This is a genomic window from Modestobacter lacusdianchii (assembly GCF_054177765.1).
On the sequence record NZ_JBJJTJ010000007.1, the window covers coordinates 26734 to 50163 of the forward strand.

General features: G+C 73.9%; 25 protein-coding genes. 6 read left to right on the forward strand and 19 right to left on the reverse strand.

The genetic code is table 11. The features are described 5' to 3' along the window. Nucleotide 1: 1 nt before the first annotated feature. Nucleotides 2-3121, reverse strand: coding sequence for an efflux RND transporter permease subunit (locus ACJTNH_RS06765; protein WP_458173896.1), 3120 nt, complete (start codon nt 3119-3121; stop codon nt 2-4). 90 nt (nt 3122-3211) lie between these two features. On the opposite strand from ACJTNH_RS06765, the gene ACJTNH_RS06770 reads away from it, so the two are divergent. Next, entirely contained in the window at nt 3212-3760 is a 549-nt protein-coding gene (locus ACJTNH_RS06770; RefSeq protein ID WP_458173898.1) for a MarR family winged helix-turn-helix transcriptional regulator, read from the forward strand. A 43-nt stretch (nt 3761-3803) separates the two neighbouring features. On the opposite strand, the gene ACJTNH_RS06775 is transcribed toward ACJTNH_RS06770, so the two are convergent. The 4 genes from ACJTNH_RS06775 to ACJTNH_RS06790 all read right to left on the reverse strand — a co-directional run bounded on the left by ACJTNH_RS06775 (nt 3804) and on the right by ACJTNH_RS06790 (nt 5955). Next, on the reverse strand, nt 3804-4211 hold the full coding sequence (locus ACJTNH_RS06775) for an ankyrin repeat domain-containing protein (RefSeq protein ID WP_458173900.1): 408 nt from the start codon (nt 4209-4211) through the stop codon (nt 3804-3806). Nucleotides 4212-4273: 62 nt separating this feature from the next. Further along, entirely contained in the window at nt 4274-5026 is a 753-nt protein-coding gene (locus tag ACJTNH_RS06780; RefSeq protein WP_458173902.1) for a dienelactone hydrolase family protein, read from the reverse strand. A 48-nt stretch (nt 5027-5074) separates the two neighbouring features. Then, nucleotides 5075-5656, reverse strand: a complete 582-nt coding sequence (locus tag ACJTNH_RS06785; RefSeq protein ID WP_458173904.1) for a hypothetical protein — start codon at nt 5654-5656, stop codon at nt 5075-5077. 83 nt (nt 5657-5739) lie between these two features. Next, nucleotides 5740-5955, reverse strand: coding sequence for a hypothetical protein (locus ACJTNH_RS06790; protein WP_458173906.1), 216 nt, complete (start codon nt 5953-5955; stop codon nt 5740-5742). A gap of 75 nt (nt 5956-6030) precedes the next feature. Here ACJTNH_RS06790 and ACJTNH_RS06795 point away from each other — a divergent pair, with 75 nt between their 5' ends. Further along, nucleotides 6031-7575, forward strand: coding sequence for a helix-turn-helix domain-containing protein (locus tag ACJTNH_RS06795; protein WP_458173908.1), 1545 nt, complete (start codon nt 6031-6033; stop codon nt 7573-7575). Nucleotides 7576-7644: 69 nt separating this feature from the next. On the opposite strand, the gene ACJTNH_RS06800 is transcribed toward ACJTNH_RS06795, so the two are convergent. Genes ACJTNH_RS06800 through ACJTNH_RS06810 form a run of 3 tightly spaced genes read right to left on the reverse strand, consistent with a single transcriptional unit; the run spans nt 7645 to nt 9291 of the window. After that, nucleotides 7645-8166, reverse strand: a complete 522-nt coding sequence (locus tag ACJTNH_RS06800) for a hypothetical protein (RefSeq protein ID WP_458173910.1) — start codon at nt 8164-8166, stop codon at nt 7645-7647. A gap of 19 nt (nt 8167-8185) precedes the next feature. Further along, entirely contained in the window at nt 8186-8770 is a 585-nt protein-coding gene (locus ACJTNH_RS06805; protein WP_458173912.1) for a hypothetical protein, read from the reverse strand. Nucleotides 8771-8826: 56 nt separating this feature from the next. Then, nucleotides 8827-9291 (reverse strand): PPOX class F420-dependent oxidoreductase, encoded by a 465-nt coding sequence (locus ACJTNH_RS06810; RefSeq protein WP_458173914.1) that lies wholly within the window; start codon nt 9289-9291, stop codon nt 8827-8829. Between the two features lie 116 nt (nt 9292-9407). On the opposite strand from ACJTNH_RS06810, the gene ACJTNH_RS06815 reads away from it, so the two are divergent. Together ACJTNH_RS06815 and ACJTNH_RS06820 are read left to right on the forward strand one after the other, a co-directional pair. Continuing rightward, nucleotides 9408-10685 (forward strand): AI-2E family transporter, encoded by a 1278-nt coding sequence (locus tag ACJTNH_RS06815; protein ID WP_458173916.1) that lies wholly within the window; start codon nt 9408-9410, stop codon nt 10683-10685. A gap of 91 nt (nt 10686-10776) precedes the next feature. Then, a complete protein-coding gene (locus ACJTNH_RS06820; protein WP_458173918.1) occupies nt 10777-11730 on the forward strand; it encodes a proteasome assembly chaperone family protein in 954 nt (317 codons plus the stop codon). Nucleotides 11731-11749: 19 nt separating this feature from the next. Here ACJTNH_RS06820 and ACJTNH_RS06825 read toward each other — a convergent pair whose 3' ends face one another. The 10 genes from ACJTNH_RS06825 to ACJTNH_RS06870 form a co-directional block, all read right to left on the reverse strand. Then, nucleotides 11750-12064 carry a hypothetical protein gene (locus tag ACJTNH_RS06825; protein ID WP_458174188.1) on the reverse strand — a complete coding sequence of 105 codons (315 nt, stop codon included), beginning with the start codon at nt 12062-12064 and terminating at the stop codon, nt 11750-11752. Continuing rightward, nucleotides 11971-12360 carry a carboxymuconolactone decarboxylase family protein gene (locus tag ACJTNH_RS06830; protein ID WP_458173920.1) on the reverse strand — a complete coding sequence of 130 codons (390 nt, stop codon included), beginning with the start codon at nt 12358-12360 and terminating at the stop codon, nt 11971-11973. The genes ACJTNH_RS06825 and ACJTNH_RS06830 overlap by 94 nt, the downstream gene beginning before the upstream one ends. 182 nt (nt 12361-12542) lie before the next feature. Beyond that, a complete protein-coding gene (locus tag ACJTNH_RS06835; protein ID WP_458173922.1) occupies nt 12543-14207 on the reverse strand; it encodes a catalase in 1665 nt (554 codons plus the stop codon). Then, a complete protein-coding gene (locus ACJTNH_RS06840; RefSeq protein ID WP_458173924.1) occupies nt 14204-14689 on the reverse strand; it encodes a Fur family transcriptional regulator in 486 nt (161 codons plus the stop codon). Before ACJTNH_RS06840 ends, ACJTNH_RS06835 begins: the two co-directional genes overlap by 4 nt. Before the next feature lie 118 nt (nt 14690-14807). Next, entirely contained in the window at nt 14808-15683 is an 876-nt protein-coding gene (gene purU, locus ACJTNH_RS06845; RefSeq protein WP_458173926.1) for a formyltetrahydrofolate deformylase, read from the reverse strand. 42 nt (nt 15684-15725) lie between these two features. Next, entirely contained in the window at nt 15726-16361 is a 636-nt protein-coding gene (locus tag ACJTNH_RS06850; protein ID WP_458173928.1) for a DUF6518 family protein, read from the reverse strand. Between the two features lie 134 nt (nt 16362-16495). Then, nucleotides 16496-17413 carry a non-homologous end-joining DNA ligase gene (gene ligD, locus ACJTNH_RS06855; RefSeq protein ID WP_458173930.1) on the reverse strand — a complete coding sequence of 306 codons (918 nt, stop codon included), beginning with the start codon at nt 17411-17413 and terminating at the stop codon, nt 16496-16498. A 49-nt stretch (nt 17414-17462) separates the two neighbouring features. Beyond that, nucleotides 17463-18947 (reverse strand): non-homologous end-joining DNA ligase, encoded by a 1485-nt coding sequence (ligD, locus tag ACJTNH_RS06860; RefSeq protein ID WP_458173931.1) that lies wholly within the window; start codon nt 18945-18947, stop codon nt 17463-17465. A 6-nt stretch (nt 18948-18953) separates the two neighbouring features. After that, complete coding sequence (ku, locus tag ACJTNH_RS06865) at nt 18954-19943, reverse strand: non-homologous end joining protein Ku (protein ID WP_458173933.1); 990 nt, start codon at nt 19941-19943, stop codon at nt 18954-18956. Nucleotides 19944-20139: 196 nt separating this feature from the next. Further along, the gene (locus tag ACJTNH_RS06870; protein ID WP_458173935.1) at nt 20140-20727 is read right to left on the reverse strand and encodes a DUF1360 domain-containing protein; all 588 of its coding nucleotides are present in this window, start codon (nt 20725-20727) and stop codon (nt 20140-20142) included. A 178-nt stretch (nt 20728-20905) separates the two neighbouring features. Here ACJTNH_RS06870 and ACJTNH_RS06875 point away from each other — a divergent pair, with 178 nt between their 5' ends. Continuing rightward, nucleotides 20906-21427 (forward strand): hypothetical protein, encoded by a 522-nt coding sequence (locus ACJTNH_RS06875; protein ID WP_458173937.1) that lies wholly within the window; start codon nt 20906-20908, stop codon nt 21425-21427. Nucleotides 21428-21663: 236 nt separating this feature from the next. Further along, nucleotides 21664-22059, forward strand: a complete 396-nt coding sequence (locus ACJTNH_RS06880; protein WP_458173939.1) for an STAS domain-containing protein — start codon at nt 21664-21666, stop codon at nt 22057-22059. A gap of 141 nt (nt 22060-22200) precedes the next feature. Here the strand turns inward: ACJTNH_RS06880 and ACJTNH_RS06885 are convergent, their stop codons facing one another. Continuing rightward, on the reverse strand, nt 22201-23208 hold the full coding sequence (locus ACJTNH_RS06885) for a DNA topoisomerase IB (protein WP_458173941.1): 1008 nt from the start codon (nt 23206-23208) through the stop codon (nt 22201-22203). Between the last annotated feature and the right edge of the window lie 222 nt (nt 23209-23430).

The following is a 23430-nucleotide window of genomic DNA, read 5'->3' on the forward strand; positions in this document are numbered from 1 at the left end:
CTCAGGCCGGCTGGAGCTCGGCCGGCTCGGCCGGACGCCGGTGCGCGCCCCCGCGCTTGGCTGCGCGGCGCTCCCGGCGGCTCTCCAGCGCGGTGTAGAGCACCGGCACCAGCAGCAGGGTGAGCACCGTGGAGCTGATCAGCCCTCCGATGACCACCAGGGCCAGCGGCTGGGAGATGAACACCCCGCCGCCGGTCAGCCCGAAGGCCATCGGGGTCAGCGCCAGCACGGTGGCCGCCGCGGTCATCACGATCGGCCGCAGCCGCTTGCGGGCGCCCTCGCTCACCGCCTCGGCCAGCGGCAGGCCCTGCTCGCGGTACTGGTTGACCAGGTCGATGAGCACGATCGCGTTGGTGACCACGATGCCGATCAGCATCAGCACGCCGATCAGCGCGGGCACGCCCAGCGGGGTGCCGGTGACCAGCAGCATCAGCAGCGCACCGGTCGCGGCGAACGGCACCGAGACCAGCAGGATGAACGGCTGGGCCAGGCTGCGGAAGGTCGCCACCATCACCAGGTAGACGATCACGATGGCGATCACCAGGGCCAGGCCCAGGTCGGCGAAGGCCTCACCCTGGTCGGCCGCGACGCCGCCGATGGAGACCTCGGCACCGGCCGGCAGGTCCAGCCCGTCGATCGCCGCCTGCAGCTGCGTGGTCAGCGCGCCGAGGTCGGCATCGGCCGGGGTCGCCGACACGGTGGCGCTGCGCTCGCCGTCGACCCGGCTGATCGAGCTCGGCGCCTGCACCTCCTCCACCGTCGCGAGCGAGGTCAGCGGCACCGGGCCGGCGGCCGTCGGCAGCACCACGGCGCGCAGCTGGTCGACGGTCTCCGGCGCCTGCACCGGGTCCAGGTAGACCGGGGTGCTCGCGTCGTCGACGTCGATCTCCCCGAGCGGGACGGCGTTGGTGAGCCCGGCCAGCGTCCGGGTCACCTGCGCCTCGGTCAGCCCGGCGGCCGCCGCCGCGACCGGGTCGACGTCGACCTGCACGACCGGCAGCCCGGCGGACAGGTCGTTGGTCACGTCGGTCGCGCCGTCGACCTCGGACACCGCCTGCTGCACCCGGTCGGCCGCCTCGGCCAGCACGTCGGCGTCGGCCGCCTGCACCAGGACGTCGACCGTCGAGCTGCCGAACCCGGAGCCGGCGGCGGCCACGGTCACCTCACCGACGTCCTCGAGGCCCTGGGCGACGTCCCGGATCTCCGCGCGGGTCTCCTCGGGGTCGCCGTCCTCGGTCAGGGTCAGCGCGAACGTGGCCGTGGGCGTGCCGCCACCGCCGTTGAACGCGGCGAACCCGCCGGCCGAGCCGACCGTGGTCTGCACGGTCGCCACCCCGGCGACCTCGCCCAGCGCGCTCTCCAGCACCCGGGCCCGCTCGTCCTGGGCGGCCAGGCTCGTGCCGGCCGGGTAGGCGGCGGTGACGGTGACCGTGTCCTCCCCTGCGTCGCCGATGAAGTTGGTCTGCAGCAGCGGGGTGAGCGCCAGGGTGCCGACGAAGACGGCGAGCGCGCCGGCGACGGTCCAGCGGCGGTGCGCCAGCACGCCGCGCAGCGCCGGGACGTACAGCCGCTGCAACCAGGTGCGACGCTCGGCGGCCTCGGCCGCTTCCCGCTCGCGGGCCACCTCCGCGGTGTCCTCGCGGTCGGCCTCCGGGGCCTTCAGGAACGCCGAGGCGATCACCGGGACGATGGTCAGCGAGACGACCAGGGAGGCGAGCAGCGCGATCGCGACGGTGAGCGCGAAGGGCCGGAAGAGCTCGCCCACCAGGCCGCCGACCAGCGCGATCGGCAGGAAGACCGCGGCGGTGGCGATGGTCGAGGAGGTGATCGCCCCGGCCACCTCGCGCACCCCGCCGAGGATCGCCCTGGTGCGCGCCTCGCCGTAGGACAGGTGCCGCTTGATGTTCTCGATGACCACGATGGAGTCGTCGACCACGCGGCCGATCGAGACGGTCAGCGCGCCCAGGGTGAGGATGTTGAGCGAGAAGCCGGCCACCTGCAGCCCGATGAAGGTGACGCACAGCGACACCGGGATAGAGACCGCCGAGATCAGCGTCGAGCGCACCGAGGCCAGGAACACCAGGATCACGATCAGCGCGAACAGCAGGCCGAGCCCGCCCTCGGTGGCCAGTCCCTCGATCGACTCCTCGATGAACGGCGCCTGGTCGAACACCACGGCCACCGTGCTGCCCTCGCCCAGCAGCTCCCGCACCTGCGGCAGCAGCTCGTCGACGGCATGGGAGATGTCGACGGTGTTGCCGTCGGGGGTCTGGGTCAGCCCGACCGAGAGCGCCGGCTGACCGTCGACCCGTGAGTAGGACGTCGCCGGCGCCTCGCCCAGCTCCACCGTGGCGACCTCGCCCAGCGCGACCGCGCCGCCGGCGCCGGTCAGCGGGAGGGCGCGGAGCTCCTCGACCGAGGTGAGCCGGTCACCCGCTTGCACGGGGAGGGACTGCTCGCCCTGGGTCACCGTGCCGGCGGGGAGCACCACGCCGTTGTCCTCCAGCACGGTCGAGACCGCCGCCGGGGAGACGCCGGCCGCCGCGAGCGCGGCCGGGTCCAGGGTGATCTGCACCCGGGGCTCGCTGGCCCCGGTGACCGTCACGTCACGCACGCCTTCCACCTGCTCGAACAGCGGGACGACGGCTGCGTCGATGCGGTCGGAGAGCGCGGCGGGGTCGCCCGGCGCCGCGATCGCCAGCTGGACGACGGGCAGGTCGGCCAGCGACCCGGCGAGCACCTGCGGCTCGACGTCGGCCGGCAGCTGGGCCTGCACCCGGCTCACCGCGGTCTGCAGCGCGGCGGTGGCGCGGTCGATGTCCGAGCCGTACTCCAGCTCGACGGTGACCGTCGCGAGCCCGGTGCTCGCCGTGGAGGTGGTGGCGACCACCCCGTCGACGGTGCCGATGGCCTGTTCCAGTGGCTGTACGACCTGGCGCTCGACCACGTCGGGCGAGGCGCCCGGCTGGGCGGCGACCACGGCGGCGGCGGGGATCTGCAGGCTCGGGATCAGCTCCTGCTTCAGCGAACCGGCCGAGATCAGCCCGAAGACCAGCACGGCGATGGTGGCCAGCGCGACCAGCGCTCGGTTGCGCAGGGACAGGACGGCGAGACGGGACACGCTTCCTCCACGGCCCGGGAGCCGATCGGGGGGATAGTTTGCGTGGAGCAAACTACCGGCTGGGGTCAGGAGTTCCCCGGAGGAGGCAGCATGTCGACGGACGCCGACGACGAGGTGGGCCGCCACACGACGCTCGGGCGAACGACGGACGACGGTGCGGGGGCCGGGTGCGCCCTCCCGGAGGAGTGGCCGGCGCAGTGGCGCGGCCTGCCCGCCGACGTCCAGGCCGTGCTGCGGCTGGGCGCCGAGGTGGGCGACCACGGCATGCGGCGGCGGCTGGCGCCGCTGCTGGACACCCCTTTCACCCTGCAGCAGCTGCGCTGCCTGACCTTCCTGGTCGTCGAGGGCTCCGCGACGCCCCTGCTGCTCAGCGAGCTGCTCGGGGTGAGCCCGGCGACCACCACCGGCCTGGTCGACCGGCTGGTCCGCGCCGGCATGGTCGACCGGGCACCGGACGCCCGGGACGGCCGCGGCAAGGTGCTCTCCCCCACCCGGGACGGCGTCCGGGTGGTGCGCCGGCTGATGGCGGCCGACGTGGAGACCGACGCCACGGTGGTGCAGTCGCTGCACCCGGACGAGCTCGAGGCGCTCCGCCGCGGTCTGACCGGTCTGCTCCGGGTGCTGCGCAGCCAGGGCTGAGCACCCGGCTCGAGCACCCGGCTCGAGCACCCGGGGCCCGGGCTCAGCCCAGCAGCGCGGCCATCTCCGGCAGGTCGAAGAACTGCGCGGTGGCCCGCGCGCTGGGCTGCCCGGCGTCCGGGTCGGCTCCGGCGGCGACCAGCGCCTGCACCGTCTCGGCCGACTGCTTGAAGACGGCGGCGGCCAGCGGGGTCTGCCCCCGGTCGTTGATCCGGCCGTGGTCGGCGCCGCGCTCCAGCAGGGCGCGCACCGTCTCCGGGTGACCGTGGTACGCGGCCAGGATCAGCAGGGTGTCGCCCTTGTGGTTGGTCAGGTTGGCCGGCACCCCGGCGTCCAGGTACTCCACCAGCTCGGCGGTCGCCCCGCCGCGGGCCAGGTCGAACACCCGCGCGGCCAGGTCGAGGACGCCCTGCTCGATGGGCTCGGCCGGCTCCTGCTGCTGCTCGCTCACGAGGTCGAGGGTAGGTCGACCCCTGGCGGGTGCCGCCCGGGAGTGCCCCGGACGGGTGGGGCTCAGCCGGCGGCGACTCGGTCGGTGAGGGCGAGCACGTGCCGCCAGGCGTCATCGCACGCCTGCGCCCACTCGCCGTACGCGCGGTCGAAGAAGGAGTGCGGGGCACCCTCGTAGACCACGTCGTCCACCTCGGCGCCGGCGGCCCGCATGGTCGCGGCCAGCTGGAGCTGCTCCTCCACCGGGGTCGCGCTGTCCGCACCGGCGATGATCATCACGACCGGCTTGCGGGCGCCGGCGGCGGCGTCGCCGACCAGGCTCGGCCGGCCGTAGAAGCCGACGGTGCCGGCGAGGTCCAGCGGCCCGGCCGACTGGCGCCAGGCGTGGCTGCCGCCGAAGCAGAAGCCCACGGTGACCACCGGCAGGTCGGGCCGCGTGCGGCTGCGCAGGTACTCGATCGCCGCGGTGGTGTCGGCGTCCACCCCGGCCGGCGTGGTCTGCGGGATGTGCGTCTGCCAGTCGAAGTCCTCCGCGCGGGTGCCGGTCTCGGCGAGCCCCGCCGTCCGGCCGAACCAGTCGATCGCCACGGCCGGCAGGCCGGCCTCGGCGAACCGCTCGGTCAGCGCCACGTAGTAGGGGTGCAGACCGCGGATGTCGGGCAGCAGCACGACACCGGCCCGCGCCTCGGTGGCCGGTGCGGCGTAGGCGGCGGACAGCCGGTTGCCGTCGGCGGCGGTGAGCGTCAAGGTGCCCCGCTCGGCGACGGTCCCGGAGCGCGGCGGGGCGGGCGGGCGGCTGTCGTGGTCGTGGCACATGGCCACGTGTCTACCGCCGCGCCGCCGGACCCGCAGCCCCGGGCGCCCTCAGCCGTCGTCGCCGCCCCCGCCGTCCCCCGCGCCGTTGTCGGCCGCCGCGTCCGGTGCCTCGGGGTCTCCGCCGAAGACGCCGGCCGCGACGTCCCGGCGCACCTCGGTGAGCCAGTCGTGCTGCCGGTTGGCCTGCTGGATCAGACCGTCGAGGAGCCCGGCGTCGATCCGGCTGTCGACGCTCGCGGCGATCCGCAGGGTCTCGAAGCCGCTGCGCTTGCCGCGGACCGCCGAGGCCAGGAACTCGAACTCCACCAGGTCGCTCAGCGGTGACCGGCTGAGCAGGTGGCCGTTGAGCTTGAGCCGGCTGCCCTTCTCCGCCAGCCACACGCCGACCTGCTTGTACTGCCGCACCGGGATGCCCAGCGCGCGCATCTGCCCGTTCAGCGCGGACTTCTCCTCGCGCAGCTCGTCGAGCAGCTGCCGCAGCCCCGCTTCGTGCGGGCCGCCCCGGTGCACCCCGATCATCCGGCCGACCAGCTCGATGCCGCCCGTGGAGGACGCCAGGTGGTCGTTGAGGTAGATGGCCAGCAGCTCGGGATGAGCGACGGCTCCGGTCGGTGCCGGGGTGTCGGACACGGGTTCTCCTCGCAGACGGGGCCGGGAACGGCCCGTCCATCATGTCGGTTGTCCTCCGCACCGGCACGCGGGCGGTCCGGTGCTCAGCTGCGGTTGCGCCGGCTCCAGCTGGTCCAGGAGCTGTCCCGCACCCGGGGGTCGACCACCCGGGCGTCGCGGTTGCCCTCCCGCACCTCTCGCCAGATGTCCGAGTGGTGCACCACCCGGGAGCCGCGCCGGCGGACGCCGCGGTCCATCACCCAGCCAGCGACCAGCAGACCGAGCAGCAGGAGCCCGATCGCCGCCCAGAAGATCCCCATGGCGCATGGTGGCGGGACGGCGCGCCTCCGCGCCAGTTCCGTCCGCATCTCATCTGTGAGATAACCTGCCCGGCGATGACGCTCACCGAGGAAGCCACCGGCCAGTCCCTCCGCCAGATCGGCGGCCTGGTCCGCGACGCCCGCCGCCACCACGGCCTCACCCAGGCCCAGCTCGCCGAACGGCTCGGCACCAGCCAGAGCGCGGTCGCCCGGATCGAGCAGGGCAACCAGAACCTCACCCTGGAGCTGCTCGGCCGGCTGTCCGCCGCCCTGGAGAGCGAGCTCATCACCGTCGGCCGCACCGGCCCCACCCACCTGCGCGTCAGCGGCGGCACCCCGCTGTCGGGCAGCGTCACGGTCAAGTCGTCGAAGAACGCCGCCGTCGCGCTGCTGTGCGCCGCACTGCTCAACCGCGGCCGGACGACGCTGCGCAACGTCAGCCGGATCGTCGAGGTCGACCGGATCCTCGACGTGCTGACCTCCATCGGCGTCTCGGCCACCTGGGACGACGCCGGCCGCGACCTCACCCTGCTGGTCCCCGACGAGCTGGACCTCACCGCGATCAACGCCGACGCCGCGCGGCGCACGCGCAGCATCATCATGTTCCTGGGCCCGCTGCTGCACCGGGCCGACACCTTCGAGCTGCCCTACGCCGGCGGCTGCAACCTGGGCACCCGCACCGTGCAGCCGCACATGATCGCGCTGCGCCCCTTCGGCCTCGACGTCGAGGCGCACGCCGGCGAGTACCACGCCACCGTCACCCGCGTCGACGGCCGGGACCTCACCATCGTGCTGACCGAACGCGGCGACACCGTCACCGAGAACGCCCTGCTGGCCGCCGCCCGGCACGACGGCACCACCACGATCCGCAACGCCAGCCCGAACTACATGGTCCAGGACCTGTGCCTGTACCTGGAGAAGCTCGGCGTCCGGATCACCGGCTTCGGGACGACGACGCTGGTGGTCACCGGCCGACCGGTGCTCGACGCCGACGTCGACTACACGATCAGCGAGGACCCGGTCGAGGCGATGAGCCTGCTCACCGCCGGCATCGTCACCAGCTCCGAGCTCACCGTGCGGCGCGCGCCGATCGAGTTCCTGGAGATCGAGCTGGCCACCCTCACCGAGATGGGGCTGCGCTACGAGCTCTCGCCGGAGTACCCGGCCGACAACGGCCGCACCCGGCTGGTCGACATCACCATCCACCCCTCGCAGCTGCGGGCGCCGATCGACAAGGTGCACCCGATGCCGTTCCCGGGGCTGAACATCGACAACCTGCCGTTCTTCGCGGTGATCGCGGCGACCGCGACCGGCGAGACGGTGATCCACGACTGGGTCTACGACAACCGGGCGATCCACCTGTCCGACCTCACCCGGCTGGGCGCCGACGTCCGGTTGCTGGACCCGCACCGCGTGCTGGTGTCCGGGCCCACCCGCTGGTCGGGCGCGGAGATCGTCTGCCCGCCGGCGCTGCGCCCGGCGGTCTGCATCCTGCTGGCCATGCTCGCGGCCAAGGGCTCCTCGGTGCTGCGCAACGTCGACATCATCGCCCGCGGCTACGAGCAGCTCTACGAGCGCCTGGTGGAGATGGGCGCCCAGATCGAGGTCTTCACCGACTGAACGAGGACCCCCTCGCCCCCCACCGCTCGCAAGCTCGCGGCGGGGCCCTGCGAGGGGGCCGAGGGGCCGCTAACCACGGAGCAGCACGGCGACGCCGACGCAGGCCAGGGCCCAGAGGCCGCTGGCGAGGGTGCCGATGATGAAGCGTTCCGAGGCCACCGGCGCCTTGAGCTCGTTGAACCGGCCGAGGCCCTTGACGGCGATCAGGACGGCGAGCCCCTCGGGGAACCCGGCCAGCACGGTCGCGGCGATCGCGGTGCGCTCCAGCACGCCGATCCACGTGCCGCCCCGCAGCACCTCGGGGTCGGCGGCGCCCCGCGGAGACGGACCACGATCGGGGTCGGCCGCCCGCAGCACCGCAGTGGCGATCGGGCCGCCGCCCAGGGCGGCCGCACCGACCGCGAGCACCGCGCCGGTGGTCTCCACCCAGTCGCCCACCCGGCCGGTGGCCAGCGCCAGCACCGCCGCTGCGCCGAGGCCGGCCACCAGCAGCGCCGCGCCCGGACCGCCACGCCGGGTGTCGCTGTGCGGGGTGAGCGCCGCGCCGGCGACCAGGACGACGGCCAGCAGGACGAGCGCCGCGATGCTCATGCCGGGACCAGGGCGGGGCTCATGCCAGCACCCGGGCGAGCAGCCGGGCCGCGGTCGGGCGCAGGTCGCGCTCGACCTCCCAGAGCCCGGCTGCCAGCCGCTGCCCCACCGCCTGCCGGGTGACCCCCAGCTCGGCGGCCGCCTCGGCCTGGGTGCGGCCCGCCTCCACCAGCTCGATCGCCTCCCACGCCTGGTCGCTGCGTCGATCCACCAGCACCGCCAGCGCGGTGAGCACCGCCTGCGCGTCGGCCGCCGGCTCCGCCGCGACGCCGCGCACGGCCACCCGCACGGGACGGCGCTTGGCGGCCTCGACCGCTCCCCGGGCGGCCACGAAGGCGGCCCCGGACCCGGCCCGCGTGCTCCGTGGCAACGGGGTGTGCACCGGGCCGGCCCCCACGCCGACGCTCCACCCACCGTCCCGGACGAGCCGGCGCACCACCTCGACCACCACGGCCGGGTCGTCGACGACGCCCTGGAACTCGTCGCCGGCGGTGCGCTCGAAGGGGAGCACCACCGGCAGGCCGGCGAGCCGGCTCAGCGCAGCCAGCACCCGGTCAGGGCCCCGGCGACTGGCTCGCTGGTCGATGGTCAACACGAAGGGCACCCAGCAAGTCCAGCACCTTGCACACCAAAGAGCAAGGCCTCTGCCTTGGCGGGTCGTCAGGAGGTGGCCAGCTCCGGCGGGAAGCCCCCGGTGGCGACCGGCCCCCAGCGCTCGATGGTCACCCGCAGCAGCGACTTGCCCTGCCGCTGCATGGCGGCCCGGTACTCGTCCCAGTCGGGGTGCTCCCCGCTGATCGACCGGAAGTAGTCGACCAGCGGGTCCAGCGCCTCGGGGAGGTCGAGCACCTCGGCCTGGCCGTCGACCTGCACCCACGGCCCGTCGAAGTCGTCGGAGAGCACGCACAGCGACACCCGCGGGTCACGCCGGGCGTTGACCGCCTTCGCCCGCTGCGGGTACGTGGAGACGACGATCCGGCCCTGCTCGTCCACCCCGCAGGTGACCGGCGACAGCTGCGGGCTGCCGTCGCCCCGCCGGGTCTGCAGCAGGGCCTTGTGCCGGGGGCGGAGGAACTCGATCAGCTGGTCGCGGTCGACCCGGTCAGCGGTGGCGGTCTTCGGCATGCCCTGAACCTACGACGAGGGGACGACGAACTCCTCCGGTAAACCGTGACACACCCGACGCCCTCCCCCACAGCCGCCGGTCGGTGCGCGGGCGCCGGGTGTGCTGGGATCTCCTCATGCCCGACGAACGCCCTGCCGAGACCGCCGACGAACGCGCCGACGACAGCTCCGGCGCGAGCCCGGCCGTGGTCGGCGGCCCGGACCCGAGCACCGACGTCACCCACGCACCGGTGCCCGGCCCCGAGCGCGCCCGGCGCCTGCAGAGCGCGTCCCGGCGGGTGGCGATCGCCTCGGCCGAGCTGATCCTCATCGTCATCGCCCTGATCATCATCGGGCGGGTCCTCGGCGTGCTGTGGGTGGTGCTGCTGCCCGTCGTCCTGGGGCTGCTGTTCACCACCGTGCTCTGGCCGGTCACCCGTTTCCTGCGGCACCACTCCTGGCCACCGGCACTGGCCGCGCTCGTCGTCCTGCTGCTCTTCCTCGGCGCCTTCGGCGGCATCATCGCGGTGATCGCACCGCAGGTGGTCGGCCAGGTCGAGGAGGTTGCCGACGGCGTCACGCAGGGCCTGGAGCAGGTGCAGGAGTACCTGGCGGGCCCGCCGTTCAACATCGACGACGAGCAGATCGGCAGCGCCGTCGACTCGGTCATCGACTCGGTGCAGAACAACGCCCAGAACATCGCCGGCTACGCGGTCACCACGGCGACCACGATCGGCAACCTGCTGCTCAACCTGGTGCTGGCGCTGGTGCTCACGTTCTTCTTCCTCAAGGACGGCCCGAAGTGGGTGCCGTGGCTGGCGGCGCAGACCGGCCCGCAGGCCGCGCCGCACGTCGCCTCGCTGTCCCAGAAGACGTGGCGGACGCTCTCGGAGTTCATCCGCCAGCAGGCCATCGTCGGGTTCGTCGACGCCTTCTTCATCGGCATCGGGCTGCTCGTCCTCGGTGTCCCGCTGGTGCTGCCGCTGGCGGTGCTCACCTTCTTCGGCGCCTTCATCCCGATCATCGGCGCCTTCACCGCCGGTGGCTTCGCCGTGCTCATCGCCCTGGTGGACAACGGCCTGACCACGGCGCTGATCGTGCTCGGCCTGATCATCGTGGTGCAGCAGATCGAGGGCAACGTGCTGCAGCCGATCCTGCAGGGCCGCGGGCTCAACCTGCACGCCGCGGTCGTCATCCTCGCGGTCACCGCCGGCGCCAGCCTGGCCGGCATCATCGGCGCCTTCCTGGCCGTGCCGGTGGCCGCGCTGATCGCGGTCGCCTACCGCTACGGCCGTGACGTGCTGGACGGCAACCACCCCGAGGTGGACGACGACGGGACGCGCCGCCAACTGGCCCCGGACGGCGCCGGCACCCAGCTGGTGCGCGAGCCGGCCGGGGAGCAGCGCGCCGACTGACCTCCCCCGCGAGGGGGACGATGGGAATGCACCGGCCCCCGGTAGAGCTGGTCGTCGTGTGCAGCCCGACCCGTCATCAGGAGGACGTCCCGTGCCGCAGCGACCGGAGGACCTGGTCGAGCTGCTCCCCGCAGCCGACGAGCTGCTCGCGCGCGAGGCGGCGGTCGACTCCCCCGAGGACCGCCGTGGCCTCGTGCTCGTGCACGACCTGGCCGGGGAGTTCGACGCCGCGCACGCCGGGGCCCTGACCGGAGCGCACCTGCTCGACACCCTGCCGGGCCGGCCGATCGCCCGGTTCGACGCCGACGCGCTGGTCGACTACCGCGGCCACCGGCCGCGGATGGTGTTCTCCGGCGACCGGTACGAGTCGATCAGCTCCCCGGAGATCACGCTGCACCTGCTGGAGGACGACGCCGGGACGCCGTTCCTGCTGCTGCACGGCGTCGAGCCCGACCACGCCTGGGAGCGGTTCGTGGCCGCGGTGCTGCAGCTGGTCGAGCGGCTCGGTGTCACCTCGGTGGTCGCGCTGCACGCCATCGGCATGCCGGTGCCGCACACCCGCCCGGTGACGGTCACCGCGCACGCCACACGACGCCAGCTGATCGAGTCCTACCCGGTCTACTGGGGCGAGATGCGCATCCCCGGCAGCGTCGGCGCCCTGCTGGAGCTGCGGCTGGGCGAGGCCGGCGTCGACGCGCTCGGCGTGGCCGCCCACGTGCCGCACTACCTGGCGCAGGCCACCTACCCGGCCGCCTCGCTGACCCTGCTGGAGCACCTGGAACGGCTGACCGGGCTGCACGTGCCGACCGAGACCCTGCGGGAGGCCGCCGAGGCCCACCGCACCGAGGTCGACGAGCAGATCGCCCGCAGCAGCGAGAACACCGCCGTCGTGGCCCGGCTGGAGGAGCAGTTCGACTCCTTCACCGCCGCCCGCGACGACACCGGCCTGCTGGGGTTCGGCGGGCAGATGCCCAGCGGCGAGGAGCTCGGCGCGCAGATCGAGCAGTTCCTGGCCGAGCAGGACGGCGACCGCCCCACCGACTGAGCAGCCGGGCGCCCGTGGGTCAGCGCGGCTCGTCCGCGGGCCCGGCCGACTCGACCGGCCGGCCCACGGTCAGCGCCTCCCGCAACGGGGCGGGCAGAGCGGCGAAGGACGCGTCCGGCAACGCCCCCACCGCGTCCAGCACGCTGCTGAAGAACAGCCGGGCGGACGCGGCCAGCACCACGTCCAGCACGTCACCGTCGCTCAGCCCCGCGGCCCGGGCCCGGACGACGTCCGCCTCGGTCATCGCTGCGGCCCCAGCGGCCACCTTGTCGGCGAGCTCGACGACGGCCAGCTCGGCGGCGGACAACCCGGCCGACCGCGGGTCGCGGACCATCGCCACCACCGCGTCGGCCCCCAGGGCTGCTCGGCCAGCACCTCTCCGTGCGCCAGGGCGCAGTAGCTGCAGCGCATCCGCACCGCCGCCGCCACGGTGGCCAGTTCGTACCAGCGCGCGTCCATGCCCGCCTTGACGGCCCCGTTCAGCTGCTGCCACGCCGCGAGGACCGCCGGCCGCTGGGCGAACACCCGGGCGTGGTTGGGCACCGGGCCCCCCGCCGCCTGCCCCGAGGGGCGAGCCCCCGCCACCGTGCCGGTGTCCGACGCCCCCTGCGGTGTGCCGATCCAGCTCATCCGCCGGCCTCCGTCCTCGCTGCCTGCCGGGAGCGTAGGACCAGCCGCACCGCACCGGGCGCACCTGCGTCCCGAGCCCAGCGCGACCGCCCACCCGGTGTCCGCGTCGACCTGACCCGCACAGCACTGCGGGCCGCGACCGGTGACCCGGTCGCGGCCCGCAGTTCAGCCGCTCACTCAGCTCAGCGGGTGAGGACCTCGTGCTCGTTCGGCACGCAGTGCGTCATCACCAGGCCGGTGACGTCGCGCGGGCCGTTCTTCCCGAGGTTGGCGGCACGCTGCAGCTCGGCCTCGGTCAGCGTCTGGGTCTGCAGCGGCGGCAGGCCCCGGACGTCGTCCGCGCTGATGCCCAGGCCCTCGCCGACGCGCTGGCCCAGCTCGTCCTCGGCCATGAACAGGTGCCAGACCATCCGCTCCTGGATCGGGCGGTCGCACTGGGACAGGCCGTCGACCAGGTTGGCCACCAGGTCGTCCTTCTCCCACTGCTCCGACAGCAGGTAGCGCTGGCCGGCCTGCGTGTAGTCGTCGGTGCGGGCGATCCGCTTGCGGGTGAGCCGGCCGGTGATCTCCGGTCCCTGCTCGTCGTGCGTGGGGTACTGGGCCTCACGCAGGCCGCCGGTGATCGACGGCTCGTAGTTGACGTGCGGGTTGGTGCCCTCGGCGCGGTCGACGCCGTAGGCCATCGCCCCGTCGCGCTGGTTGGTGGCGACCCGGGTCTTGGGTGCGTTCACCGGCAGCTGCAGGTAGTTCGGGCCGACCCGGTAGCGCTGGGTGTCCGAGTAGGAGAACGTGCGGCCGACCAGCATCTTGTCGTCGGAGAAGTCGAGCCCGTCGACCAGCACACCGGTGCCGAAGGCGATCTGCTCGCTCTCGGTGAAGAAGTCCTGCGGCGTGCGGTTCAGCGTCATGGTGCCGACCTTGCGCAGCGGGAAGTCGTTCTCCGGCCAGGTCTTGGTGTCGTCGAGCGGGTCGAAGTCCAGCTCCGGGTGCTCGTGGTCGTCCATCAGCTGGACGTGCAGGTCCCAGGACGGGAAGTCGCCGCGCTCGATGGCCTCGTAGAGGTCCTTGGTGTGCACGCCGAGCTCCCGGCCCTGCGCCACCTCGGCGTCGGCCGCGGTCCAGGACTTCACGCCCTGCTTCGGCAGCCAGTGGTACTTGACCAGCTTGGTCTCACCGGCGGCGTTGACCCACTTGTAGGTGTTCACGCCGAAGCCCTGCATGAAGCGGTAGCTGGTCGGCAGGCCGCGCGGGCCGAGCACCAGCGTGATCATGTGCATCGCCTCGGGCGACTGCGACCAGAAGTCGAACACCCGGTTGGGCACCTGGCGGTCGAAGTTGACCGGGTCGGGCTTCTGCGAGTGGATGAAGTCGGGGAACTTGATCGCGTCCCGGATGAAGAAGACGCCCAGGTTGTTGCCGACGAGGTCCCAGTTGCCGTCCTCGGTGTAGAACTTCACCGCGAAGCCGCGCGGGTCACGCGCCGCCTCGGAGGAGTCACGGCCACCGGCGACGGTGGAGAACCGCAGGGCGACCGGGGTCTCCTTGCCCTTCTCCTGGAACAGCTTCGCCCGGGTGTACTTGCTGATCGGCTCGTCGCCGACGGTGCCGTCGGCCACGAAGACGCCGAAGGCGGTGGCGCCGCGGGCGTGCACCACACGCTCCGGGATGCGCTCCCGGTCGAAGTGGCTGATCTTCTCGAGGAACTGGTAGTTCTCCAGCGTGGCCGGGCCACGCGAGCCCACCGTGCGCTGGTTCTGGTTGTCGTAGACCGGGTGGCCCTGACGGTTGGTCAGGACCGGCCGGTCAGCCTCACTGGCTGCCGGGCCCTGCGATGCGACGTCGGTCATGCTCCCACTCCCTCTTCGATGGCACTGTTCTCGGTGCTGCTCGTCGTTCCGTACCCGTGCGTCCTGCGCGCGACCTGGCAGTCCGCACAGAGCCCCCAGAAGACGACCTCGGCCTCGTCGACGGCGAAGCCCGCCGTCTCCGAGGGCGACAGGCAGGGCGCCTGCCCCACGACGCAGTCGACGTCGGCGACCACCCCGCACCCCCGGCAGACCAGGTGGTGGTGGTTGTCACCGACCCGCAGCTCGTACAGCGCCGGCCCACCGGCCGGCTCGATCCGGCGGGCGAGACCGCCACCGACCAGGGCCTTCAGCACCCCGTAGACCGCCTGCGGCGAGATCGAGGGGTGGACGGCGCGGGCAGCGGTGGCGATGGTGTCGGCGTCGACGTGCGGGTGCTCGGCGAGCACCCCGAGCACCGACAGCCGGGGCCGCGTCACCCGCAGCCCCGCCGTCCGCAGCTCGGTCTCCCAGGTCGTCTCCATCGCCGGCCACTCAACCCTGTTGTTTTGATCCAGTCAAATCAAGACCAGGTGAACACCACCCGACGAGGGAAGGACCCCCTCGCCCCCCGGCCCTCGCTCCGGGCCCCTGCGAGGGGGCCTAGGCGAAGACGATGGTGCGGTCGCCCTCGACCACGACCCGGTCCTCCACGTGCCAGGTCACCGCCTGCGCCAGCACCTGGCGCTCGACGTAGCGGCCGATCCGGCGCATGTCCTCCACCGTGGCGCGGTGGTCGACCCGGGCCACCTCCTGCTCGATGATCGGGCCGGCGTCCAGCTCCGCGGTCACGTAGTGCGCGGTCGCCCCGATCAGCTTCACCCCCCTGTCGTGCGCGGCCTGGTACGGGTTCGCGCCCACGAACGCCGGCAGGAAGCTGTGGTGGATGTTGATCAGCCGCTCCGGGAAGCGGCTGCAGAAGTCCGGCGACACGATCTGCATGTAGCGGGCCAGCACCACCAGGTCGACGTCGCCGATCAGCTCCAGGGCGCGGGCCTCGGCGGCGTCCTTCGTGTCCGGGGTGACCGGGACGTGGTGGAAGGGCACGCCGTGCGCCCGGGCCACCGGCTCGAGGTCGGGGTGGTTGGAGACGACGGCGGCGATCTCGGCGCGCAGGTCGCCCGAGCCCACCCGGTACAGCAGCTCCTGCAGCACGTGGTCGGTGCGCGAGACGAACACCGCCAGCCTCGGCCGGCGCGCGGCGTCGGTCAGCCGCCAGGTGAGCTGCCACTCCTCCGCCAGCGCGACCAGTGCCGCCTCCAGCTCGCCGCGGCGGCCGGCCAGGTCGTCGAGGACGAACTCCAGCCGCAGCGTGAACGTGCCCCCCGACGGGTCCGAGGAGTGCTGCTGGGACTCGGTGATGTTGGCCCCCACCCGGGCCATCAGCCCGGAGAGCACCGCGACGATCCCCGGCCGGTCGGGGCAGCGGACGACCAGCCGCCCCAGGTCGGCGGTGCGGGGGTCACGAGGCGCTGACATGCGCAGATCGTCCCAGAGCGGCCCGGCGCCGCCCGCGGGGTGTCAGTTCGCGGACAGCGCCGCGTCGACCAGCTCGGTCGCCAGCCAGCCGAGCGGGACGACGGCGACCAGCAGCCCGGCCACCAGCGCCCGCTGCCGCCACGACCGGGCCAGCAGCAGCGCGAGGAGCGCACCGGCCACGACCATGACCACCCCGGAGCTGCCCTGCCACGGGAAGCGGACCGCCCGGTGGACGCCCTCCGTGACCAACACCCCACCGGCCACCGCCACCGCCACCGCCGACCGCCAGCCCGTGGCCCGCCGCCACCACTGCCCGGCCGTTCCGAAGACCACACCGGCCACCACCCCGGCCAGCAGCCACTCGACCACCGTCACCCGGTTGATCGGCAGCAGCTGCACCGACTGCGCGGCGTAGTAACCGCCCACCAGCAACAGCTCGGTCGCGACCGCGGCGGCGATCGCGGTGCGGACTCCCCCGCTGATCGCCCCGACGAGGAAGGCGACCAGGCACCAGGCGGCCACCGAGTTGGCCCAGGCCCCCCACGGGTCGGGCAGCACGCCCTGCGCCCACTCGGTCAGCACGCCGCCGCCGACGCCGAGCACCAGCACGGCCAGCGGCAGCCACCAGCGGACGGGCGCGGCGGGTGCCGGGGCGGGAGGGGCAGCGGTGTCGATCACGCTGACGATCGTGCCGGGGCGAGGGGCCCGGACACATCGGCCCGCGGTCTGATCCGCCGTCCGCCCGCAGGACGACCTGCCCGCCCGGGCACAGGCCTGCGTCGCGCGGGGGCAGGGGCAGGCGTCGAGCCGGGTCAGGCGTCGGGCAGGACGGCGCGGGAGCGGTCGGCGACGTCGAACAGGTCGCCGAGCTCGGCCACCCGGGCCAGGACGTCGTCGGTGCGGAAGCGGACCGCCTCCGGGTCGCCGCCGTCGCGCAGCTCGTCGACCTCCACCCACTGCAACGGCGTGGAGACGGTGGCCAGTGGCCGGGCCCGCAGCGAGTAGGGCGCGACCGTCGTCTTCGCGGTGTTGTTCTGGCTCCAGTCGACCAGCACCTTGCCCGGCCGCAGCGCCTTCTCCATCCGCCACACGACGTCCTCGGGCGTCTCGCGGGCCAGCTGCTGGGCGAGTGCCTTGGCGTAGCGGCTCGGGTGGTCTTTGTCGGCGCACTCGATCGGCGCGTACACCTGCAGCCCCTTGGAGCCCGACGTCTTGACCACCGGGTCGAGGCCGTCGGTCACCAGCCGCTCGCGCAGCCGGTGCGCCACGTGCGCGCACTCGACCACGCCGGTGCCCGGGCCCGGGTCCAGGTCGAGCACCAGCAGGTCGGGCAGCTGGGCGACACCGTCGTCGTCCACCTGCCACTGCGGCACGTGCACCTCCAGCGCGGCGAGGTTCGCCGACCAGGCCAGGTCCGGGACGGCGGACAGCAGCACCATGTCCAGCGTCTCCCGCCCGCGCGAGGACCCGGGTGAGGGCACGGTCACCGACCGGACCCACTCCGGGGCGTGCCGGGCGCTGTTCTTCTCGAAGAAGGCCTTGCCGTCCACGCCCGAGGGCCAGCGGGTGAAGGTGACCGGGCGCCGGGCGACGTGCGGCAGCAGCACCGGGGCGATGCGCACGTAGTAGTCGATGACCTGGGCCTTGGTGAACGCGACCTCCGGGAAGAGCACCTTGTCCAGGTTGCTGACCTCCAGCTGGCGGCCCTCGATCTGCACCCGCTGCCTCACGCGACCTCCACCCCGGGGCGAGTCGGAGCCGCTCGACTGATCGGCTCGCTCACGCGGGCTCCACCACGACGTCCTCGGGCCGGAGGTCGTCGCGCAGGCCGCGCCACGACGGGTGCCGCAGCCGGCCCTCGCGGGTCCACTCGCCGTAGCGCACCTCACCGACCAGCAACGGCTCCACCCAGTGCGCGTCCCGGGTGACCTCGCGGGGCAGCGCGCCGGCGAACGGCGAGCTCGCCCGCGGGCTGAGCAGCGGCTCAAGGTCGGCCAGCGCCCTCGCGGTGAAGCCGGTGCCCACGTGGCCGGCGAACACCAGGGCGCCCTGCTCGTCGTGCACCCCGAGCAGCAGCGAGCCGATCCCGCCGGCCCGCCGCCCCTCCCCCGGCCGCCAGCCGCCCACCACCACCGCCTGGGTGCGCAGGTTCTTCACCTTGCGCCAGTCCGGCCCCCGGCCGCCCGGGCGGTAGGGCGAGTCCAGTCGCTTGGCCACGACGCCCTCCAGGCCGTTCTCCCGGCTGGCGGCCTGCACCTGGGCGCCCACGCCCGGGGCATCGCCGGGGAACCAGGGGGTGGTGACCCAGCGGTCCGAGGCGGGGCCGAGGGCGTCCAGCCGTGCCCGCCGCTCGCGGTAGGGCAGGCCCAGCAGGCTCTGCCCGTCCAGGGCGAGCAGGTCGAACAACAGGTAGCTGACCGGTGCGGCGGCGGCCCGCCGGGCGACCTCCGGGCCGGTGCGGTGCATCCGCCCCTGCAGCAGGCCGAAGTCCGGCCGGCCGCGGGCGTCCAGCGCCACCACCTCCCCGTCGAGCACCGCGTCGTGGCCGGCGAGGGCAGCGGGCAGGGCGTGCAGCTCGGGGTAGGTGGCGGTCACGTCGTTGCCGCTGCGCGCCCGCAGCCGCACCCGGCCACCGCGCACGTGCGCCAGCACCCGGACGCCGTCCCACTTGAACTCGTAGCCCCAGCGCAGGTCGTCGTCCCGGGGCAGCTCGCCGATCGCGGCGAGCATCGGCACCAGGTCCTCGGGCACCCCGTCGGCGACCGGAGCGTCGGTGACCGGGTCCGGGTCCAGCTTGCGCAGTGCCCAGCTGCCGTCGGGCAGCCGGAAGAGCACGAAGCGGCCGGAGAGCCGCTGCCCGTCGAAGGCGACGGTGACGTGGTCCTCGGTCCAGGTCTCGGTGGCGTACCGGCCGGCGTCCCAGATCGTCGACACCCCGGCGCCGTACTCGCCGGCGGCGATCGTGCCGGAGAAGGAGGCGTACTCCAGCGGGTGGTCCTCGGTGGGCACCGCCAGCCGGTTCACCCCCGGCTCGGTGGGCGGGCCCTTGGGCACCGCCCAGCTCTTCAGCACCCCGCCCCGTTCGAGCCGCAGGTCCCAGTGCACCCGCTCGCCGGTGCGGCCGCGCGGCGTGTGGTGCTCGTGCACGACGAAGGTGTCGTCGTCCCCCGCCGGCAGGGGCTGCCCGGGCGGGGGCACCGGTTCGGCGGTCCGGGACGGGTCACGCTTCGCCCGGTAGGTGGCGAGCGGATCGGGTGCGGCCACCCGAGGTCAGGCGGTCTTGCGGGCCCGGGGGGCGCGCTTGGCCGGCTTCGCCGGGGCGTCCTCCGCCGGGGCGTCGTCCGCTGCCGCCTTCTTCGGGGCGGCCTTCTTCGCCGCCGCCTTCTTCGCCGGCGCCTTGCCCTCAGCTGCTGCGGCCTTCTTGGCCGGCTTGCGGGCGGTCGTCGTCGGGGTGCCCTCGTCGGCGTCCCCGGATGCCGCCGGGGTGCCGCCGGCCCGCTCCACGCTGCGCCGCAGGGCGCTCATCAGGTCGACCACCGCGCCGCCGCCGTCGTCGGCGGTCTCGGGCGCCGGCTGCACGTCACCACCGGACTGCTTGGCCTCCAGCAGCGCCGTCATCGCCTCGCGGTAGTCGTCGGTGAACTGCGCCGGGTCGAAGTCGCCGGCCATCGTGGAGATCAGCGACTCGGCCATCGCCAGCTCCTGCGGCCGCACCGGCACCTCCTCGTCGAGGAAGCCGAAGGAGGGGCGCCGGATCTCGTCGGGCCAGCGCATGGTGTGCAGCACCAGCACGCCCTCGCGCACCCGCAGCGCCGCCAGCGACTCCCGCTGTCGGATGGCGATCTTGGTGATCGCGACCTGGCCGGCGTTCTCCAACGCGGTGCGCAGCAGCACGTAGGGGCGGGTGGCCACCCCGTCGGGCTCCAGGTAGTAGGTCTTCTCGAAGTGGATCGGGTCGATCTGCTCCTGGTCGACGAACTGGAGCACCTCGATCTCGCGGGTGGTCACCAGGGGGAGCTCGTCGAAGTCCGCGTCGGTCAGCACGACCAGCTGGCCGTCGGGCAGCTCGTAGCCCTTGGCGATGTCGCCGTACTCGAGCTCCTCGCCGTCGACCGAGCAGACCCGGCGGTACTTGACCCGGCCGCCGTCGGCCTTGTGCACCTGGTGGAACCGGATGTCGTGGTCCTCGGTGGCCGAGTAGAGCTTCACCGCGATGCTGACCAGGCCGAAGGAGACCGCGCCACGCCAGATCGACCGCACGCCGTACCTCCTGGGCCCCGGGGCACGCGACGACCGCGTCCCGTCAAGATCGCAGGATAGGCGCTGCCGGGCGCCACCGGCAGCTCGAGACCGCCACTCCGCGTAGTCGGCCACCCCGACGGGTGAGCGGTGCATCCGCGGTACGCCCGGCGGCTGGACCGCTGGTCAGCGACGCAGCGTCACCAGCGGGTCGCCGTCAGACGTCCTGGCCGGTGACGCTGCCCGAGTCCTCCTCGGCCGGCTTCAGGGCGCCGTTCTGGATGGCGTCGTAGACGAACTGCAGGACGTCGGAACCGGCCACCATCGTCATGGTCAGCGCTGCCAGACGGGTGGCGCGCGGAGCCGTGACGTACCCGAGCACGAAACCGGTGCCCACCCACTGCGCCATGCAGAACGGGCAGGTGAGCAGCTCCCCCACCGCGTGCTTGACCCCGCCGTGCTCACGCACCTCCTCGGCGACCTCGGCCTCCCCGGACGTCCCCTGGTAGCTCACGAACGGCGCCCGCACCGGCGCGGTGACCGGGTCCTTGGCGATCCGCCGGGCCAGCCGGAACGTGCCGACGGTCAGCAGGACGGCGTCCCCGAGCGGGATCCGGGAGGGCAGCTCCCGCCCGGACGCCCGGACGGCGGCGGCCGCAGCACCCACCAGACCCGCGTACACGCCCATCGCGCCCAGGTCCGCGCCCAGCGGACGGGCCTCGCCCTGGGTGTACTCCTGCTTCTGGGTGCGGGCCCACCGGCGGACCGGGGCACCGATCCGCTGCACGTCGTCTGTGATCGCCATCCCCGACCCGTACCCCGGCCGGCCCACTGCATGCCCGGACGGGGGCGACCCGGCTCACGCATGCCCGGCAGGTGCGCGGGTAGGGCGATGCCCAGACGCCGGTCACCCGACCGGCTCCCCCGTCCACCCGGACGGACGCGCGTGCCCGCACGGACGCACGCAGAACGGAGGCACCACGATGACCGACCCGGACCGCGCCGCCCGCGACTCCGCACTCAACGACGCCGAGTTCCCCGACGACGAGCGTGGCCTCACCGGCACCACCGACGGCCCGCGCGGGGACGTCGGACCGGAGGGCCAGACCGCCCGCGACGTCTTCCCCGAGGACAACGGCGTGCCCGAGGTCTCGCAGGACGACAGCCCCACGATGGCCCGCGCCGAGGACCCGGAGTTCGCCCCGGAGCCCGGCGGGCGCGACGACCACCAGGCGGTCGACTTCGGCACCACCGCCTTCGAGCAGTCCGAGGGCGAGTCCCTGTCGGGCCGGCTGGACCGCGAGGTCCCGGACGACGCCCCCGACGTCCGCCCGGCCGAGGACCCCGACCGCGCCTTCGCGCAGCTCGACCAGGACGAGGACACCGACCGGCTCAGCGACTCCGGCACCAACCGCACCGGCGACGACGTCGAGGCCTTCGCCGACGGCCCGGTGGGCGGGGAGGGCCCCGAGGAGAGCGCGGTGCACGTGGTCGAGGGCACCTGAGCAGCACCGGCGCCGGGCGGGTCGCCCCGCCCGGCGCCGGATTGGTGCGGCGATCATGGCGGCACTAGGTTGGACACCACGGTTGAGCAGCCAGCCGTCGCCTGCCCGGACGTCCCGGGGAGGCGTGTCCGGAACCTCGGTGCCCGGGGCCGCCTGGGCCAGGACGACGTGCAGCGGTACGTTGTCCTGGCGAATGCGTGCCCGACGGGCACCGCCGCTGAGAGGAGCTGCAGTCCGTGACCTCATCCGACTCACCCGCCGGAGGCTCTGACGTGTCGGCCCCGGCCGATGCCAACGAAGCGCCCTTCGACGACGTGATCACGCTGTCGACGTCCACCGACGACGACGGCACGGTCACCGTGACGGTCGTCGGCGAGGTCGACACCTTCACCGCCCCCGTGCTGCGGGCGTCCCTGGACACCCAGCTCGAGCAGCAGCCGTCCGCGCTGGTCATCGACCTGTGCGGCGTGCAGTTCCTCGGCTCGGCCGGCCTCGCCGTCCTGGTCGAGACCCAGAAGTCGGCGCGCTCCCGCGACGTCGGGCTGCGGCTGGTGGCCAACACCCGCGCCGTGACCCGCCCGCTGGAGGTCACCGGCCTGATCGACCTCTTCACGATCGCCGAGAAGGCCTGAGCCCAGGCCCGCCGCACCACGACGACGGCGCCCCACCTCTCCCGAGGTGGGGCGCCGTCGTCGTCGGCCCCCACCGTCAGCGGCCCCGTCGCAGGGGCCCGCGCCGAGCTCGCGAGGCGTGGGGGGCGACGGGGTCCTTCTTCAGGCGCTGAGCAGTTGGCAGACCGCCTGCTCGATGGTCCGCTGCGCCGTCCGGTCGTCGGGGGCCTTCGCCGCCTCGGCCAGCGCCTCGACGACGGTCTCACCGTGTTCGTACCGGTCGACGACCCGCGGGTCGACGTAGCTGTTCTTGCACACCGTCGGGGTGTTGCCCAGCTGCTCGGAGACCTTGACGTAGGCCTGGCGCACCAGCTTCTGCCGCGCCGTCTTGCTCGTCGGCGGCGGTGCCTCGGCGAGGGTGGCGGCCATCATCACCGTCGCCGTCCAGGTGCGGAAGTCCTTGGCGGTGATCTCCGCGCCGCTGACCTCCTTGAGGTAGGCGTTGATCTCGTCGCTGGTGACGTCGTGCCAGGTGCCGTCGGCCAGCTCGTAGCCCAGCAGCTCGCCGCCCTGCGACGCGGGGCGCTGGAGCAGCTGCCGGACGACGGTGGCGGTGGGCCGGTCGAGCAGCTCGACCTCCCGGTCGATGCCGCCCTTGGCGGTGTAGTGGAAGAACACCCGCTCGCCGCGCACCGAGACGTGCTCCCGGCGCAGCGTGGCCAGCCCGTAGGTGCCGTTGTCCTCGGCGTACTGCTCGCTGCCGACGCGGAAGGCCCCGAGGTCCAGCAGCCGGACGGCGCAGGCCAGCACCCGCTCCCGGTTGAGCCCTCGGGTGCGCAGCGCGGCGACGACCTCGTCACGGACGTCGGGCAGCTGGTGGGAGATCTCGAGCACCCGCTCGTGCTTGGCCGCGTCCCGCTTCACCCGCCACTCGTCGTGGTAGCGGTACTGCCGGCGACCGGCGGCATCGGTGCCGACCGCCTGGATGTGCCCGTTGGGCCACGGGCAGATCCACACGTCCTTCCAGGCCGGCGGGATCGCCAGGGACCGCAAGCGGTCCAGCCGGTCGTCCTTGATCAGGACGCCGTCGCAGTCGTGGTAGGCGAAGCCGCGCCCGGCGCGACGCCGGGTCCAGCCCGGGGCGTGCACGTCACTGCGGCGGAGTCTCACGCCCATGGGATGGGCACGACCGGGTCGCCTCAAACCCTGCACCGGTCCGGGTCACCCCGGACGGTCACCGCGGCCGGCCCGTCGCCGGTCGGGGGTTTGACCGCCGTCCGCGCTGGGCATGGCACCCCGGTGGTCGGTCGGACGTCGGGGAACCGGGCTCGGCCCGGGCACCACCGCACGGCGACCGCCTCGTCGCTCGCGCTCCTGACGGAGTGGCGGGCG

Coding starts and splice junctions, on each gene's coding strand:
- purU (WP_458173926.1), bottom strand. CDS start 15,683: ATGTCAGCGCCTCGTGACCCCCGCACCGCCGACCTGGGGCGGCTGGTC.
- ACJTNH_RS06790 (WP_458173906.1), bottom strand. CDS start 5,955: ATGGGGATCTTCTGGGCGGCGATCGGGCTCCTGCTGCTCGGTCTGCTG.
- ACJTNH_RS06815 (WP_458173916.1), top strand. CDS start 9,408: ATGCCCGACGAACGCCCTGCCGAGACCGCCGACGAACGCGCCGACGAC.
- ACJTNH_RS06800 (WP_458173910.1), bottom strand. CDS start 8,166: ATGAGCATCGCGGCGCTCGTCCTGCTGGCCGTCGTCCTGGTCGCCGGC.
- ACJTNH_RS06795 (WP_458173908.1), top strand. CDS start 6,031: ATGACGCTCACCGAGGAAGCCACCGGCCAGTCCCTCCGCCAGATCGGC.
- ACJTNH_RS06825 (WP_458174188.1), bottom strand. CDS start 12,064: ATGGTCCGCGACCCGCGGTCGGCCGGGTTGTCCGCCGCCGAGCTGGCC.
- ACJTNH_RS06810 (WP_458173914.1), bottom strand. CDS start 9,291: ATGCCGAAGACCGCCACCGCTGACCGGGTCGACCGCGACCAGCTGATC.
- ACJTNH_RS06840 (WP_458173924.1), bottom strand. CDS start 14,689: ATGGAGACGACCTGGGAGACCGAGCTGCGGACGGCGGGGCTGCGGGTG.
- ACJTNH_RS06835 (WP_458173922.1), bottom strand. CDS start 14,207: ATGACCGACGTCGCATCGCAGGGCCCGGCAGCCAGTGAGGCTGACCGG.
- ACJTNH_RS06770 (WP_458173898.1), top strand. CDS start 3,212: ATGTCGACGGACGCCGACGACGAGGTGGGCCGCCACACGACGCTCGGG.
- ACJTNH_RS06875 (WP_458173937.1), top strand. CDS start 20,906: ATGACCGACCCGGACCGCGCCGCCCGCGACTCCGCACTCAACGACGCC.
- ACJTNH_RS06870 (WP_458173935.1), bottom strand. CDS start 20,727: ATGGCGATCACAGACGACGTGCAGCGGATCGGTGCCCCGGTCCGCCGG.
- ACJTNH_RS06780 (WP_458173902.1), bottom strand. CDS start 5,026: ATGTGCCACGACCACGACAGCCGCCCGCCCGCCCCGCCGCGCTCCGGG.
- ACJTNH_RS06830 (WP_458173920.1), bottom strand. CDS start 12,360: ATGAGCTGGATCGGCACACCGCAGGGGGCGTCGGACACCGGCACGGTG.